Source organism: Kitasatospora sp. NPDC056531, from assembly GCF_042794375.1.
GTDB lineage: Bacteria > Actinomycetota > Actinomycetes > Streptomycetales > Streptomycetaceae > Kitasatospora.
In genome coordinates, this window is sequence record NZ_JBHTTU010000021.1 from 80,678 (window position 1) to 95,071 (window position 14,394).

13 protein-coding genes are annotated in these 14,394 nt (G+C 72.0%); 11 read left to right on the forward strand and 2 right to left on the reverse strand.

Annotated features, from left to right (window positions below; translation table 11 throughout):
• Positions 1–51: 51 nt before the first annotated feature.
• The 4 genes from ACFQ87_RS19890 (at position 52) to ACFQ87_RS19905 (ending at position 4,579) form a co-directional block, all read left to right on the forward strand.
• Entirely contained in the window at positions 52–606 is a 555-nt protein-coding gene (locus ACFQ87_RS19890) for a DUF4365 domain-containing protein (RefSeq protein WP_380612076.1), read from the forward strand.
• Between the two features lie 32 nt (positions 607–638).
• Positions 639–1,805: a hypothetical protein gene (locus ACFQ87_RS19895; protein WP_380612077.1), complete on the forward strand. Its 1,167-nt coding sequence runs from the start codon at positions 639–641 to the stop codon at positions 1,803–1,805.
• A gap of 87 nt (positions 1,806–1,892) precedes the next feature.
• Positions 1,893–3,872 (forward strand): threonine--tRNA ligase, encoded by a 1,980-nt coding sequence (thrS, locus tag ACFQ87_RS19900; RefSeq protein WP_380612078.1) that lies wholly within the window; start codon positions 1,893–1,895, stop codon positions 3,870–3,872.
• A gap of 146 nt (positions 3,873–4,018) precedes the next feature.
• Positions 4,019–4,579, forward strand: a complete 561-nt coding sequence (locus ACFQ87_RS19905) for an HIT family protein (RefSeq protein WP_380612079.1) — start codon at positions 4,019–4,021, stop codon at positions 4,577–4,579.
• 69 nt (positions 4,580–4,648) lie between these two features.
• Here the strand turns inward: ACFQ87_RS19905 and ACFQ87_RS19910 are convergent, their stop codons facing one another.
• Positions 4,649–6,295, reverse strand: coding sequence for a hypothetical protein (locus tag ACFQ87_RS19910; RefSeq protein ID WP_380612080.1), 1,647 nt, complete (start codon positions 6,293–6,295; stop codon positions 4,649–4,651).
• 198 nt (positions 6,296–6,493) lie between these two features.
• Between ACFQ87_RS19910 and ACFQ87_RS19915 the strand changes: the two genes are divergently transcribed.
• Positions 6,494–6,943 carry a thiol-disulfide oxidoreductase DCC family protein gene (locus ACFQ87_RS19915; RefSeq protein ID WP_380612081.1) on the forward strand — a complete coding sequence of 150 codons (450 nt, stop codon included), beginning with the start codon at positions 6,494–6,496 and terminating at the stop codon, positions 6,941–6,943.
• On the opposite strand, the gene ACFQ87_RS19920 is transcribed toward ACFQ87_RS19915, so the two are convergent.
• A complete protein-coding gene (locus ACFQ87_RS19920; RefSeq protein WP_380612082.1) occupies positions 6,931–8,979 on the reverse strand; it encodes an elongation factor G-like protein EF-G2 in 2,049 nt (682 codons plus the stop codon). The two genes, ACFQ87_RS19915 and ACFQ87_RS19920, sit on opposite strands and share 13 nt — an antisense overlap.
• Before the next feature lie 254 nt (positions 8,980–9,233).
• On the opposite strand from ACFQ87_RS19920, the gene pgsA reads away from it, so the two are divergent.
• The 6 genes from pgsA to pdxS all read left to right on the forward strand — a co-directional run bounded on the left by pgsA (position 9,234) and on the right by pdxS (position 14,310).
• Positions 9,234–9,881, forward strand: a complete 648-nt coding sequence (pgsA, locus tag ACFQ87_RS19925; protein WP_224278759.1) for a phosphatidylinositol phosphate synthase — start codon at positions 9,234–9,236, stop codon at positions 9,879–9,881.
• Positions 9,882–9,897: 16 nt separating this feature from the next.
• Complete coding sequence (locus ACFQ87_RS19930; RefSeq protein WP_380612083.1) at positions 9,898–10,860, forward strand: phosphatidylinositol mannoside acyltransferase; 963 nt, start codon at positions 9,898–9,900, stop codon at positions 10,858–10,860.
• 42 nt (positions 10,861–10,902) lie between these two features.
• Positions 10,903–12,078, forward strand: coding sequence for a glycosyltransferase family 4 protein (locus ACFQ87_RS19935; RefSeq protein WP_380612084.1), 1,176 nt, complete (start codon positions 10,903–10,905; stop codon positions 12,076–12,078).
• Between the two features lie 248 nt (positions 12,079–12,326).
• Entirely contained in the window at positions 12,327–12,695 is a 369-nt protein-coding gene (locus ACFQ87_RS19940; RefSeq protein ID WP_380612085.1) for a 5-carboxymethyl-2-hydroxymuconate Delta-isomerase, read from the forward strand.
• 29 nt (positions 12,696–12,724) lie between these two features.
• Positions 12,725–13,270 (forward strand): hypothetical protein, encoded by a 546-nt coding sequence (locus ACFQ87_RS19945; protein ID WP_380612086.1) that lies wholly within the window; start codon positions 12,725–12,727, stop codon positions 13,268–13,270.
• A gap of 128 nt (positions 13,271–13,398) precedes the next feature.
• Complete coding sequence (gene pdxS, locus ACFQ87_RS19950) at positions 13,399–14,310, forward strand: pyridoxal 5'-phosphate synthase lyase subunit PdxS (protein WP_380612087.1); 912 nt, start codon at positions 13,399–13,401, stop codon at positions 14,308–14,310.
• The last annotated feature ends 84 nt before the right edge of the window (positions 14,311–14,394 follow it).

A 14,394-nucleotide genomic window follows, 5' to 3' on the forward strand; every position in this document is an offset into this window, starting at 1 on the left:
CCGGCCCGTCCGAAACCGGACGGACCCGGAGCCGGGGGAGGCCACGGGGCGATGGCACTGACACAGCCGCAGCCCGACGGGGCGGCGGCCGCACTGCGGGGGAACCTCGCGGTCACCGCCTGCATGGAGACGCTGCAGGTCGGCTATCTGCACGCGGTCGCCGCCGCGGCCGGCTGCTCGCTCTCCCAACCGTTCCCGGACAACGGCATCGACTGGCAGGTCAGCCACGGCTCCCGGGCGCACGAGGTGGACGACGAGGTCACCATCAAGATCCAGCTCAAGGCCACCCAGCAGATCGCGCCCGACCCGGCCGGGCCGTTCTTCAGCTTCACCCTGGACAACGACCACCTGTGCAAGCTCGCCCGCGCCCGGGTCGCCGTCCCGCGCATCCTGGTCGTGATGCTGCTGCCGCGCCGGGTCGACCACTGGCTCCGGGCCCGCCCGGACGCCTTGGAGCTGCGGCACTGCTGCTACTGGGTCAACCTGGCCGGCCATCCGGTCACCGGAAAGCGGCGCACCAACGTCCGGGTGCCCACCGACAAGGTCTTCGACGACCGCGCGCTCTGCGACATCATGGCCCGGGTCGGCGCGGGCGACAGCCCGTGACCGCCCGGCCCCGGCAGCGAGGAACTGGACCCATGACCCTGTCGCACGGACCGGACGACCCGTCCCAGGCCCTGCCAGACCCGGCCACTGTCGACCCCGCGGTGCTGACCACCCTGCTCGCCCGGCACGGCTGGGTCCGACGCGGCGGCCCCGCCGCCCGGTACGGACGCTGGACCCCGCCGGACGACGAACCCGGCACCAGCCTGCTCGTCCCCGCCGGGGACGGCTTCGACGACGCCGTCGACCTCCTCACCGACGCCGTCACCGCGCTCTCCCGCTCCCGCACCCCCTCCGCCCGCTCGATCCTGCTCGCCCTCGCCGTCCCCGGCGACGAACTGCGCTGGCGCCGCGAACGGCCCGGCCCCGCCGACGCCACCCCCTGGGACGACGCCGAGCGGCTCCAGCGGGCGGCCCGCGCGATGCTCGCCGCCGGGGCCAAGGCCGGCCGGACCACGGCCGCCTACTTCGGCGCCCGGCTGGACGGCCTCGCCGGGGACTTCCTGGACCGCGTCCTGGTCGTCGAACAGGGCGTCGTCGACCAGGGCGCCGCCCTCACCGCCTACACCCCCGCTCCCGAGGGCCGGGCCGCCGTCGCCACTCTGGTCCGAGCCCTGGAGGCGCTGCGCGAGGCCGTCGACTACCGCCGGGTCAGCGGCGGGCCCGAGGCCTTCGAGAACGCCGTCCGGTCCGGGGTCAGCCGCGAACTCGTCCAGTCCGTCGAGGACCTGGTGCGCGGCGCGACTGCGGCCCGGCTCACCGTCGCCTGGTCGCCCGCCGCCGGGATCCCGGGCGGCTTCGGGGACCGCCGGATCGACCTCGACTTCTCGCCCGGCGACCTGCCCGCCCTGGCCGAGGCCGCCGAGCTGCTGGAGCGGATCGAGCCCGCCGTCGACGTCACCGTGGTCGGCGTGGTCGTCCGGCTCAAGCGCGCCGACCCGTCCGGGCCCGGCTCGATCCGACTGCGGGTGCTGGGCGGCGCCGAGGTCCGCGAACTCAAGCTGCGCCTGCCCGACCCCGACTACCGGATCGCCGCCGAGGCCCACCTCTCCGGCGTCCCGGTCCGGGTCTCCGGCCGTCTGGAGCGCCGCGACGGCTTCCGCCGGCTGACCCGGCCGCACGGCCTGGAGCTGTGCGGCTGGGACGAGGGCGACCGCGAGCAACTGCTGAAGGGGCTCCAGGACGGGGGAGACCAGACGTAGGTGCGCGGCCGGGGTGACGCTCTCGGTACCATCGTCACGCGCAGCGCAGTGTTGCGTCCTCTGAATCCAGCACGTCAGGAGAGACCGGTGACGGACGTCCGGGTAATCATCAGCCGCGAACCCGATCGGGAAGAGCGCGTGGTGACGACGGGCACTACGGCCGCCGAGCTCTTCGCCGACGACCGCTCGATCATCGCCGCCCGCGTCGGCGGCCAGCTCAAGGACCTCGCCTACGTCCTCCAAGACGGCGACGAGGTCGAGCCGGTCGCGATCGGCAGCAAGGACGGCCTCGACATCCTGCGCCACTCCACCGCGCACGTCATGGCCCAGGCCGTGCAGCAGCTCTACCCCGAGGCCAAGCTCGGCATCGGCCCGCCGGTCAAGGACGGCTTCTACTACGACTTCGACGTCGAGAAGCCCTTCCACCCCGATGACCTCAAGGCCATCGAGAAGAAGATGCAGGAGATCATCAAGCGCGGTCAGAAGTTCTCCCGCCGCGTGGTCACCGACGAGTCCGCCCGCGAGGAGCTGGCCGCCGAGCCGTACAAGCTGGAGCTGATCGGCCTCAAGGGCTCCGCCGCCACCGCCGGCGAGGGCGCCGACGTCGAGGTCGGCGCCGGCGAGCTCACCATCTACGACAACCTGGACGCCAAGAGCGGCGAGCAGTGCTGGGGTGACCTCTGCCGTGGCCCGCACCTGCCCAGCACCCGCCACATCCCGGCGTTCAAGCTGATGCGCAACGCGTCGGCCTACTGGCGCGGCAGCGAGAAGAACCCCCAGTTGCAGCGCATCTACGGGACCGCCTGGCCGACCAAGGACGAGCTGAAGGCCCACCTCGACTTCCTGGTCGAGGCCGAGAAGCGCGACCACCGCAAGCTCGGCAACGAGCTCGACCTCTTCTCCATCCCTGAGGAGATCGGCTCCGGCCTCGCCGTCTTCCACCCCAAGGGCGGCATCATCCGCCGCGCCATGGAGGACTACTCGCGCAAGCGGCACGAGGAAGAGGGCTACGAGTTCGTCTACACCCCGCACGCCACCAAGGGGAAGCTCTTCGAGAAGAGCGGCCACCTCGACTGGTACGCGGACGGTATGTACCCGCCCATGCAGCTCGACGAGGGCGTGGACTACTACCTCAAGCCGATGAACTGCCCGATGCACAACCTGATCTTCGACGCGCGCGGCCGCTCGTACCGTGAACTGCCGCTGCGCCTCTTCGAGTTCGGGACGGTGTACCGCTACGAGAAGTCCGGCGTGGTGCACGGCCTGACCCGTGCCCGCGGCTTCACGCAGGACGACGCCCACATCTACTGCACCCGCGAGCAGATGGCGGACGAGCTCGACTCGACGCTGACCTTCGTGCTCAACCTCCTTCGTGACTACGGTCTGACCGACTTCTACCTGGAGCTGTCGACCAAGGACCCGGTGAAGTACGTCGGCAGCGACGAGACCTGGGAGGAGGCCACCCGCGTCCTCGCCGCCGTGGCCGAGAAGCAGGGGCTGCCGCTGGTGCCGGACCCGGGCGGCGCGGCCTTCTACGGCCCGAAGATCTCGGTGCAGGCGAAGGACGCCATCGGTCGTACCTGGCAGATGTCGACCATCCAGCTCGACTTCAACCTGCCCGAGCGCTTCGACCTGGAGTACACCGCGGCGGACGGCTCGCGCCAGCGGCCGGTCATGATCCACCGTGCGCTGTTCGGCTCGATCGAGCGCTTCTTCGCGGTGCTGCTGGAGCACTACGCCGGCGCCATGCCGCCGTGGCTGGCCCCGGTCACCGTGACCGGCATCCCGATCACCGACGAGCACGTGCCGTACCTGCTGGAGGTCGCGGCCAAGCTGAAGAAGCACGGGATCCGGGTCGAGGTGGACACCTCGGACGACCGGATGCAGAAGAAGATCCGCAACGCGCAGAAGACCAAGGTCCCGTTCATGCTGATCGCGGGCAATGACGACGTCGAGGCAGGCGCGGTCTCCTTCCGCTACCGCAACGGTGAGCAGAAGAACGGTGTGCCGGTGGCAGACGCGGTCCAGGAGATCGTGGACGCGGTGAAGAACCGCATCCAGGTGTGAGGTAGGCCGCGCCCGAGCGGGGGTGGCCCGCCGATCCTTCAACGGATCTACGGGACAGCGTGATCGGCCCCGCCCGCGCGGGGATGCGCGGGGCAGGCTCTTGAAGAGTCTGCCCCGCGCGGCTTTGCAAGCACCGTTGGGCGAATATGCTGATCAGCATGACGACTGAGCCGGAACTGCAGCGGGGCGTCGGTGAGCCGGACGGCTTCCGCCGCCTGTGGACCCCCCATCGGATGGCGTACATCCAGGGTGAGAACAAGCCCACCGGCCCGGCTCCGGACGACGGTTGTCCGTTCTGCTCGATCCCGTCGCTGAGCGACGAGGACGGGCTGGTCATCGCCCGGGGGAGCACCGTGTTCGCGGTGCTGAACCTGTACCCGTACAACGGCGGGCACCTGATGGTGGTCCCGTACCGGCACGTGGCCGACTACACCGACCTGGACGAGGCGGAGACGGCCGAGCTGGCCGACTTCACCAAGAAGGCGATGACCGCGCTGCGGGCGGCCTCCGGGGCGCACGGGTTCAACATCGGGATGAACCAGGGCGCGGCGGCCGGCGCCGGGATCGCGGCGCACCTGCACCAACACGTGGTGCCGCGCTGGGGCGGCGACACCAACTTCATGCCGGTGGTCGGCCACACCAAGGTGCTGCCGCAGCTGCTGGCGGACACTCGGAAGATGCTGGCCGAGGCCTGGCCGCAGGGCTGAGTCGGGCGTACGTACGAAAGGGGCCTGCCGCCGAGGAGTTCGGTGGCAGGCCCCTTTCGTACGTCCGGATCAGTCGGCGTTGAACTCGTCGACCTTGTACGGGCGGCTGCCCTGCGCCTCGGACTTGATGATCGAGGTGCGGTTCTTGAAGAAGCGGTCCGCGTCCAGGTCGTGCTCCTGAAGGAACTCCAGCGTCGCGGTGTGCACCGCGTTGAGCACCGGGACGGACGCGTTGAGCGCGTTGTCGACCATGGAGCGGTTGTTCCACGCGGTGGCGACCCAGGAGTGCCGCAGTCCGAAGGGCTCGGGCAGGCCGAGGCCGCCGCCGAGCCAGCCGAGCAGGCCGGGCATCCGGTAGAAGGGGGCGCGGACGGCCTGGCGGACCACCTCGTCGTTGTCGATCAGGGGCAGCTTGACGGTGCGCTCCTCCCAGAACTTCACCGTCTTGGCGATCGTCTTCTCCTTGTCCTTCGGCTTGTCGAAGAAGACGCCCTTGACCGGGCCGAGCGCGTAGCCGGCCACCGAGATGCTCAGCACGTTGGCCAGCAGGGTCACCGTGACGGTGAAGGTGATGACCAGCTTGCCGTCGTGGGTGATGAACTGGGTGGCCAGGTAGTGCCGGGGGCCGCCGGGGAAGGTCTGCTTGTCGGCGATGCTCTGCACGGCGAAGTCGCGCATCCGGTCGCCGTCCATGTCGGCGTTGCCGGGGCGGCTGATCTCGTCGGCGCCCTCGCTGACGTCGAAGACCACCCACTGCTTGATGTTGACGTTGGGGATGCCGCTGTTGGCGACGTGGCTGACGCCGAGGCCCTTGAGGTGGGCGGAGATCCGGCGGACCAGGTCCCAGGGGTGGAAGGCACGGAAGTCGGCGTGGCCCTCGGCGGGGTGCAGGGTGTCGGCCAGGCGCCACTCGCCCCAGCGGCGGCCGGCGCCGAGGATGCCCTTCGGACCGGCGTAGTGGTGGACGTTGGTCTCCTGCTCGGCGTCCAGGCGGCCGAGCTTGTCGCGCAGGTCGTTGGCCTTCTTGTCCAGGTCGTCGCGGGGGACGGCCTTGGCCACGGTGGCGGCGACCGCGCTGCCCTCGACCAGGTCCTGCCAGCGGGCGCGCAGGTCCTTGGCGAAGCGCTCGACGATCCGGCGGGCGAGGTACCAGCCGATCACCGGGGCGAGCATGGTGATCCGCAGGTAGACGCCCAGGACGCCGGCGGCCGGGGGGCGCAGTGCGAGCAGGATCGCGAGGGCGGAGGCCGCGATCAGGGCGAGGCCGCCGTAGACGTCCGCGCCGCGGGTGTTGTCCCGCTTGAGCCAGGCACGCAGTTGGAAGGCGCCGAGCCAGATCAGGGTGCCGGGGAGGAAGAGCAGGCCGGTGACGACGGTGACGGTGCTGAGCTGCCGGTCGCGAGCGCTGCGCAGTTCGTCGGCGGCCAGGCAGTGTTCGACGACCTGGCGGGTGTCGACGCCGAAGGAGGGGACGAGGGGCTTGCGGTCGCCGCCGAGGGCGCGGGAGATCAGCGCCTTGCTGAAGGCCTCGCCGAGGTTGGGGCGGAAGAGTGCGAAGCGGCCCTTCTTCACCTTGGCGTCGGTGACGTCCTCGACGAACTTGCCGATCTCGCCGTCCCGGTAGGCGGCTGAGGAGAGCGCCTGGGTGACGGCGGTCTGCGGGCCGGCGTCGGTCCGGGGTATCTGCGCACCCGGGGTCATGTCGAGTGTGGTCACGGTGGCGTCCCCTCCTCCCCTTGTCAGCGGCAGGTTACCGTGCCGTGGCACCCCCGCGCGGATGATCGTCTGAAGTACCGTCACAAACCGTCACGATCGAGCCGCACCCGGCCTGAGAGGCATGATGCCCAGCTTCGGCCTGGTCGATACCCGCCTGATCCGGCCGTGTCGGGGTGGAGGAGGATGGAGGGCGAAGGTATGACGAAGGGGGCTGCTGTGAAGGATCCGGTGCTGGTCTTCGACGGGGACTGCGCGTTCTGCTCGTCCTGCGTGCGGTGGGGGGAGAAGTACCTGCGGCAGACGTTGGCCTCGGGGGGCTGGGAGGCGGTGCCGTTCCAGTTCGCGGAGTTGTCGGAGCTGGACGCGCTCGCGGGCGGCCTGGGTGAGGTGTCGGCCGAGCGGGCCGAGCGCGAGGTGCTGTGGGTGACGCCGGCGGGCCGGGTGTACGGGGGCGCGCAGGCGGTGGCGCGGCTGTTGATGCGCTCCGGGGGCGCGTGGGCGTACCTGGGGGCGGTGTTGACCCTCGCGCCGGTGCGGCCGGTGGCGGCCCTGGCGTACCGCTGGGTGTCGCGCAACCGGCACCGGATGCCGGGGGGTACGGCCGCGTGTGCGCTGCCGCGGCGTACCGGGGCCGCTCAGTCGGTGTAGCGCTCGGCCAGGGCGGTGGGCATGGGTTCGTGGCGCAGGTAGGCGCGGGAGAACTCGGCGGTGCCGTGGGTGAGTGAGCGCAGGTCGACCGGGTAGCGGGCGAGTTCGAGTTCGGGGACCTCGGCGCGCAGCAGGGTGAGGCTCGGCCCGCCCGTCTCCGTGCCGAGGACCCGACCGCGGCGGGCGGAGAGGTCGCCGAGGACGGCGCCGAGGTACTCGTCGGGCAGCAGGACGCTGACGGCGGCGACGGGTTCGAGCAACCGGATGACGGCGTGCTCGGCGGCGTCGCGCAGGGCGAGGGCGGCGGCGTTCTGGAAGGAGGCGTCGGAGGAGTCGACGGAGTGCGCCTTGCCGTCGGTGAGGGTGACCCGGACGTCGACGAGCGGGTGGCCGGTGGCGACGCCCTTGGCGAGTTGGGCGCGGATGCCCTTCTCGACCGAGGGGATGAAGTGCTTGGGGACGGCGCCGCCGACGACGTGTTCCTGGAACTCGAAGCCGGAGCCGGCCGGCAGGGGTTCGACCTCCAGGTCGCAGATGGCGTACTGGCCGTGGCCGCCGGACTGTTTGACCAGGCGGCCGTGGCCGGCGGCGGCGGTGCCGAAGGTCTCGCGCAGGGCGACCTTGGGCTCGACGGTGTCGACGTGGACGCCGTGGCGGGTGCGCAGCCGGTCGAGGACGACCTCGGCGTGGGCCTCGCCGGTGCACCAGAGGACCAGCTGGTGGGTGTCGGGGTTCTGTTCCAGGCGTAGGGCCGGGTCCTCGGCGGTGAGCCGGGTGAGGGCCTGGGAGAGCTTGTCGTCGTCGGCCTTGCTGTGCGCCTCGACGGCGATGGGCAGCAGGGGTTCGGGGAGGGTCCAGCCGTCGAGTTCGACGGGGTGGCCGGGCTCGTGGACGGTGTCGCCGGCCCGGGCGGTGGTGAGTTTGGCGGCGCAGACGAGGTCGCCCGCGATGGCGTGCGGGACGGGCCGCTGGAGTCTGCCGAAGGGGCTGGTGAGGCCGGTGACGCGCTCGTCGCCGTTCTGGTCGGCGGTGTGGGCGGGGCCGACCAGGTGGATCTTGGTGTCGGGGCGCAGGGTGCCGGCGTACACGCGCAGCAGGCTGATCCGGCCGACGTAGGCGTCGCCGGTGACGCGGACGACCTGGGCGGCGAGCGGGGCGTCGGGGTCGCAGTCGGGGGCGGGGCGGGTGCGTTCGGTGGGGTCGGGGAAGGCGTGGGCGATGAGGTCGAGGAGTTCGGCGGCGCCGAGGCCGTTCTCGCTGGTGGGGACGGCGGGGTGGAGGGTGCAGGCGAGGACTTCGCGGCGCAGGCCGGCTTCGAGGGAGTCGGTGTCGAGGGTGTCGCCGGAGAGGTAGCGCTCCATGAGGGCGTCGTCCTGGCCGGAGATGGCCTCGACGAGGCTGTCGTGGGCGGGGCCGGTGTCGGGGAGCGGGGCGGCGTCGCCGTAGGTGTCACCGGTGAGCAGGTCCACGCTGCCGTCGGGGTGTCCGTTGTGGAGGACGGGCAGGAAGAGCGGGCGCAGGGTGTCCGGGCCGAGTCCGAAGGCGTCGTGGCAGGCGGTGAGGATGTCGTCGAAGCCGGTGCGGGCGAGGTCGAGTTTGGCGACGGCGATGGCGCGCGGGATGTCTTCGGCGGCGCACTCGCGCCAGAGCGCGCGGGTGGGGGCGGTGACCGGGTCGGTGGCGGAGACGACGAAGACGGCGGCGTCGGCGGCGTGCAGGGCGGCGCGCAGGTCGGCGGTGAAGTCGGGGTGGCCGGGCGGGTCGATCAGGTTGATCTTGACGCCCTTCCATTCGAGCGGGAGCAGCGAGAGCTGGACGGAGCGCTGCTGCTGGTGCTCGATCTCCTCGTGGTCGGAGACGGTGGTGCCGTCCGTGACGCGTCCGGCGCGGCCGGTGGCTCCGGCGGCGAGGGCGAGGGATTCGGCGAGGGTGGTCTTGCCCACACCGCTGGAGCCGATGAGGACGACGTTGCGCAGGTCCCGGGGGCCGGTGACGGCGGGCGCCTGACCGGCTCGTGCCGTGCTGCGGTCGGGCATCGGGGTCTCCTCCCGTAGCGCCGAGGCTGTCTTTGGCAGTCTAGGGTCGGGTGTCGCGTCGGCGCGTGTCGTGCGGGTGATCGGTGACCGTCCGTGTGTGGGCCGTGGTCGGTGTGCCGTCCGGCGGTGCGTGCGCCGGAGCGTGTCCCCGGCGTGGCTACGATGGGTGCGCCGGGCGGGCTCATTCGTCCGGCCGTCTGCTGCGCGCGCTGCGCCAGGCGGGTACCTGGGAGATCGGAGCGGCTGGGAAGGCCATGCTCAACAAATACGCGCGTGCCTTCTTCACACGTGTTCTGACCCCGTTCGCCGCGTTCCTGATCCGGCTGGGCGTGAGCCCGGACGCCGTGACGCTGATCGGTACCGCCGGCTCGGTGGCCGGTGCGCTGGTGTTCTTCCCGCGTGGGGAGTTCTTCTGGGGCACCATCACGATCACGCTGTTCATCTTCTCGGACCTGGTGGACGGGAACATGGCCCGTCAGCTGGGTCGGAGCACCAAATGGGGGGCCTTCCTGGACTCCACGCTGGACCGGGTCGCGGACGCGGCGATCTTCGGCGGTCTGGCGATGTGGTACGCGGGCAAGGGCGACAACAACCTGCTGTGCGCGGTGGCGATCTTCTGCCTGGCCAGCGGCCTGGTGGTGTCGTACACCAAGGCGCGGGCGGAGAGCCAGGGCCTGCCGTGCGACGTGTCGGGGCTGGTGGAGCGGGCCGAGCGGCTGGTGGCCAGCCTGGTGGCGGCCGGGGTCGCGGGTCTGCACAAGTTCGGGGTGCCGTACGTAGAGTGGCTGCTGCCGGTGGCGCTGTGGCTGGTGGCGGCGGGCAGCCTGGTGACGGTGTTCCAGCGGATGCTGACCGTGCGCCGGGAGGCGTTCGAGGCCGACCGAGCGGCGGCCGGGAGCTGATGGGGGGCGTCCTGCGGTGACGGACCGACTGGTGTACTGGGCGTACGCGCTGGGGTGGGCGGTGCTGAAGCACCTGCCGGAGCCGGTGGCACGGGGCCTGTTCGACCGGCTGGCGGACTACGCGTGGCGCCGGCGCGGCAAGCGGGTGCTCCAGCTGGAGGCCAACCTGCGCCGGGTCCGTCCGGGGCTGGACGAGGCCGCGCTGCGGTCGCTGTCTCGGGCCGGGATGCGCTCGTACCTGCGGTACTGGATGGAGTCCTTCCGGCTGCCGGTGTGGAGCCGGGCCAGGGTCGCCCGGGACGTCCAGGTGGAGGGCTTCGAGAACCTTCGGGGCGCGCTGGAGGCCGGGCGGGGCGCGGTGATAGCCCTGCCGCACATGGGCAACTGGGATCTGGCGGGCACCTGGGTGGCGCAGCAGGGCTACCCGTTCACCACGGTCGCCGAGCGGCTGAAGCCGGAGCGGCTGTTCGACCGGTTCGTCGCGTTCCGGGAGGGCCAGGGCATGGAGGTCCTGGCGCTGACCGGCGGTTCGGTGAACGTGATCGGCACGCTGGCGCGGCGGCTGCGCGAGGGCCGGCTGGTCTGCCTGGTGGGGGACCGGGACCTGTCGGAGGCGGGCCTGGAGGTGTCCTTCTTCGGTGAGGCGACCCGGATGCCGGCCGGGCCGGCGGCGCTGTGCCAGCGGACCGGGGCGGCGCTGCTGCCGGTGACGCTCTGGTACGACGGCCCGGTGCTGCGGGCGCGGATCCACCCCGAGGTGGTGGTGCCCGAGGAGGGCGACCGCAAGGCGCGGACCCTGGCGATGACCCAGGCGATGGCGGACGTGTGGGAGCTGGGCATCCGGGAGCACCCGCAGGACTGGCACATGCTGCAGAGGTTCTGGCTGGCCGACCTGCCGGTCCGTGAGACGGTGAAGGGGTCGCCCGCGGTGCGCGCGGAGGCGGCGCCGGAGCCCGCTGCCGAGGCCTCCGGGGCCTGAGCCCGCCCCGTACGACTTGTCCCGAAGGAGCTTGAGGAACCCGTGAAGATCGGCATCGTCTGCCCGTACGACTGGGACGTCCCCGGTGGGGTGCAGTTCCACATCCGGGACCTGGCCGAGCACCTGATCGGTCTGGGCCACCGGGTGTCGGTGCTGGCGCCGGCCGAGGACGACGAGGCGCTGCCGCCGTACGTGGTCTCGGCCGGGCGGGCGGTGGCGGTGCCGTACAACGGCTCGGTGGCGCGGCTGAGCTTCGGCATCCTGTCGGCCGCGCGGGTGCGGCGGTGGCTGCGCGAGGGCCGCTTCGACATCCTGCACGTGCACGAGCCGGCCTCGCCGAGCCTGTCGATGCTGGCCGCCTGGTCGGCCACCGGGCCGATGGTGGGCACCTTCCACACCTCGAACCCGCGCTCCCGGGCGATGATCGCGGCCTCGCCGATCCTGCAGCCGGGCCTGGAGAAGATGCGGGCCCGGATCGCGGTGTCGGAGTACGCCCGGCGCACCCTGGTGGAGCACCTGGGCGGGGACGCGGTGGTGATCCCGAACGGCGTGGACGTCGGCTTCTTCGCGGACGCCGAGCCGGACGGGCGCTGGACGGGCAACGCGGCCGCGGGGGAGCCGGGCACGATTGGCTTCATCGGCCGGATCAACGAGCCGCGCAAGGGCCTGCCGACGCTGCTGGCGGCGCTGCCGAGGATCCTGGCCGAGCGGCCGGGGGTGCGGCTGCTGGTCGCGGGCAAGGGTGACGAGGAGGAGGCCGTCGCCGGCCTGGCGCCCGAGGTCCGCGAGCAGGTGGAGTTCCTCGGGATGGTGTCCGACCGGGAGAAGGCCCGGCTGCTGCGCAGCGTGGACCTGTACGTGGCGCCGAACACCGGCGGGGAGAGCTTCGGGATCATCCTGGTCGAGGCGATGTCGGCGGGCGCGCCGGTGCTGGCCAGCGACCTGGACGCGTTCAAGCAGGTGCTGGACGGTGGGGACGCCGGGGAGCTGTTCCCGGTGGAGGACGCGGACGCGCTGGCCCGTACGGCGCTGCGGCTGCTGGGCGACCCGGCGCGGCTGGAGGAGCTGCGCAAGGCGGCCTCGCGGCACGTGCGGCGGTTCGACTGGTCGACGGTGGGCGCGGACATCCTGGCGGTGTACGAGACCGTGACGGCCGGGCAGGCGGCGGTGGTCGAGGAGGACGTGCGCTCCGCCCCGAGCCGAAAGGCGCGCCGGTGACGAAAGGGAGAAGCGACCAGCGAGGCACGAGCGCCGGAGCGCCGACCGTCGGCACCGGGTCCGAGCGCCCCGGAGGCGAGCGGGCGAGTCACGTCAGACGCGGCCGGTTCGGCCTGGCCAGGGACTGACGGACGGGCCGGTCGGCGGGCCACCGGCAGTCGGTCGGTGGTGGCGGGGCCCGCGGAGCGGCCGGATGTTCGTGGCGTTAGGGTCGGGCGACCGCACCACCGCGATTCCTGGGGGCAACGATGCCGCAGATCTCCGTCGACTACTCCGCCGACCTGGCCGGTACCTTCGACCGGGCGTCGCTCGGCCTGGCGATCAACCGGCTCGCGGAGGAGACCATCGACGCGAAGCCGGAGTCGTGCAAGACGGTGTTCCGCCGGAGCGAGCTGCTCGTCGTGGGGACGACCGGGACCCCGGCCGACGCGCAGGTCTTCGTGGAGTTCCAGATCTTCCCCGGCCGCACGCCGGAGGCGAAGGCGGCGCTGAGCGAGGGCGTCCTGGCGCTGCTGGCCGAGCACGTGAAGCCGGAGCCCGGGGTGCGGCTGTTCACCGCCGTGAACATCGCGGACATCGATCGGGAGAGCTACCGCAACGCGACCGCCCGGGGGTGAGCCGGTGACACCCGGTAACGTAGCGGCCCGTGACTACCTGGATCTGGGCCGGCGTGGCCGTGGTGCTGTTCGGCATGTACCTGAGTTGGACGGCCGGGCGCTTGGACCGGCTGCACGCCCGGATCGACGCCGCGCGGGCGGCGCTGGACGCGCAGCTGGTCCGTCGGGCCTCGGTGGCGATGGAGCTGGCGACGTCCTCGCTGCTGGACCCGGCGGCCTCGCTGCTGCTGTTGGACGCGGCGCACGCGGCCCGGCAGGCCGACGACGAGCAGCGCGAGGTGGCGGAGAGCCAGCTGAGCCTGGCGCTGCGGGCGGTGTTCGAGGAGCCGGAGCAGGTGGCGGCGCTGATGGCCGAGCCGGGCGGCGAGGACGCCGTTCGTGATCTGACGGCCGCGGTACGCCGGGTGCCGATGGCCCGCCGGTTCCACAACGACGCGGTGCGGGCGGCGCGGGCGGTGCGCGAGCACCGGCTGGTGCGCTACTTCCGGCTGGCGGGGAAGGCGCCGTTCCCGCTGGCCTTCGAGATGGACGACGCTCCGCCGCCCGCGCTCACCCCCGAGGGGGCACCTGCTTAGGCTGTCCCCGGATACGGCCCGTTTGTCGCATCCCGTCGTCCGGGCTGGACTGGGTGGCACATGGAGGGGCCACCCGTTCCGCCTACCATAGGGCGATAGCACTGGTTCATCTTCGAGTGAGGTCTCACGTGTCCACCACCCCCACCACCGCAGACCAGCCGCAGATCGGTACCGCCCGGGTCAAGCGCGGCATGGCCGAGCAGCTCAAGGGCGGTGTGATCATGGACGTGGTCAACGCCGAGCAGGCGAAGATCGCCGAGGACGCCGGCGCGGTGGCCGTCATGGCCCTGGAGCGGGTTCCGGCCGACATCCGCAAGGACGGCGGCGTGGCCCGCATGTCCGACCCGAACATGATCGAGGAGATCATCAACGCGGTCTCCATCCCGGTGATGGCCAAGTCCCGCATCGGCCACTTCGTCGAGGCCCAGGTCCTGCAGTCGCTCGGTGTCGACTACATCGACGAGTCCGAGGTGCTGACCCCGGCCGACGAGGTCAACCACTCCGACAAGTGGGCCTTCACCACCCCCTTCGTCTGCGGCGCCACCAACCTGGGCGAGGCCCTGCGCCGCATCGCCGAGGGCGCGGCCATGATCCGCTCGAAGGGCGAGGCCGGCACCGGCAACGTCGTCGAGGCCGTCCGCCACCTGCGCCAGATCAAGAACGAGATCGGCCAGCTGCGCGCCCTGGACCACAACGAGCTGTACGCCGCCGCCAAGGAGCTGCGCGCCCCGTACGAGCTGGTCAAGGAGGTCGCCGAGCTCGGCAAGCTGCCGGTGGTGCTGTTCTCCGCCGGTGGCGTGGCCACCCCGGCCGACGCCGCGCTGATGCGCCAGCTGGGCGCCGAGGGCGTCTTCGTCGGCTCCGGCATCTTCAAGTCGGGCGACCCGGCCAAGCGCGCCGCCGCCATCGTGAAGGCCACCACCTTCTACGACGACCCGAAGATCATCGCGGACGCCTCCCGCAACCTGGGCGAGGCCATGGTCGGCATCAACTGCGACACCCTGCCGGAGACCGAGCGCTACGCCAACCGCGGCTGGTAATCACCCCTCCCGCCCGTAGATCGGCTCAGGCCCGCCGCGGCGCCCAGGCGCGCGGCGGGCCGTGCCGCGTATTTCCGTAGTAAC

Bases quoted from the DNA above. Each gene is read 5' to 3' on its own strand.
- ACFQ87_RS19895 (WP_380612077.1), top strand. From the start codon at position 639: ATGACCCTGTCGCACGGACCGGACGACCCGTCCCAGGCCCTGCCAGAC.
- ACFQ87_RS19940 (WP_380612085.1), top strand. From the start codon at position 12,327: ATGCCGCAGATCTCCGTCGACTACTCCGCCGACCTGGCCGGTACCTTC.
- ACFQ87_RS19915 (WP_380612081.1), top strand. From the start codon at position 6,494: ATGACGAAGGGGGCTGCTGTGAAGGATCCGGTGCTGGTCTTCGACGGG.
- ACFQ87_RS19905 (WP_380612079.1), top strand. From the start codon at position 4,019: ATGCTGATCAGCATGACGACTGAGCCGGAACTGCAGCGGGGCGTCGGT.
- pgsA (WP_224278759.1), top strand. From the start codon at position 9,234: ATGCTCAACAAATACGCGCGTGCCTTCTTCACACGTGTTCTGACCCCG.
- ACFQ87_RS19890 (WP_380612076.1), top strand. From the start codon at position 52: ATGGCACTGACACAGCCGCAGCCCGACGGGGCGGCGGCCGCACTGCGG.
- ACFQ87_RS19920 (WP_380612082.1), bottom strand. From the start codon at position 8,979: ATGCCCGACCGCAGCACGGCACGAGCCGGTCAGGCGCCCGCCGTCACC.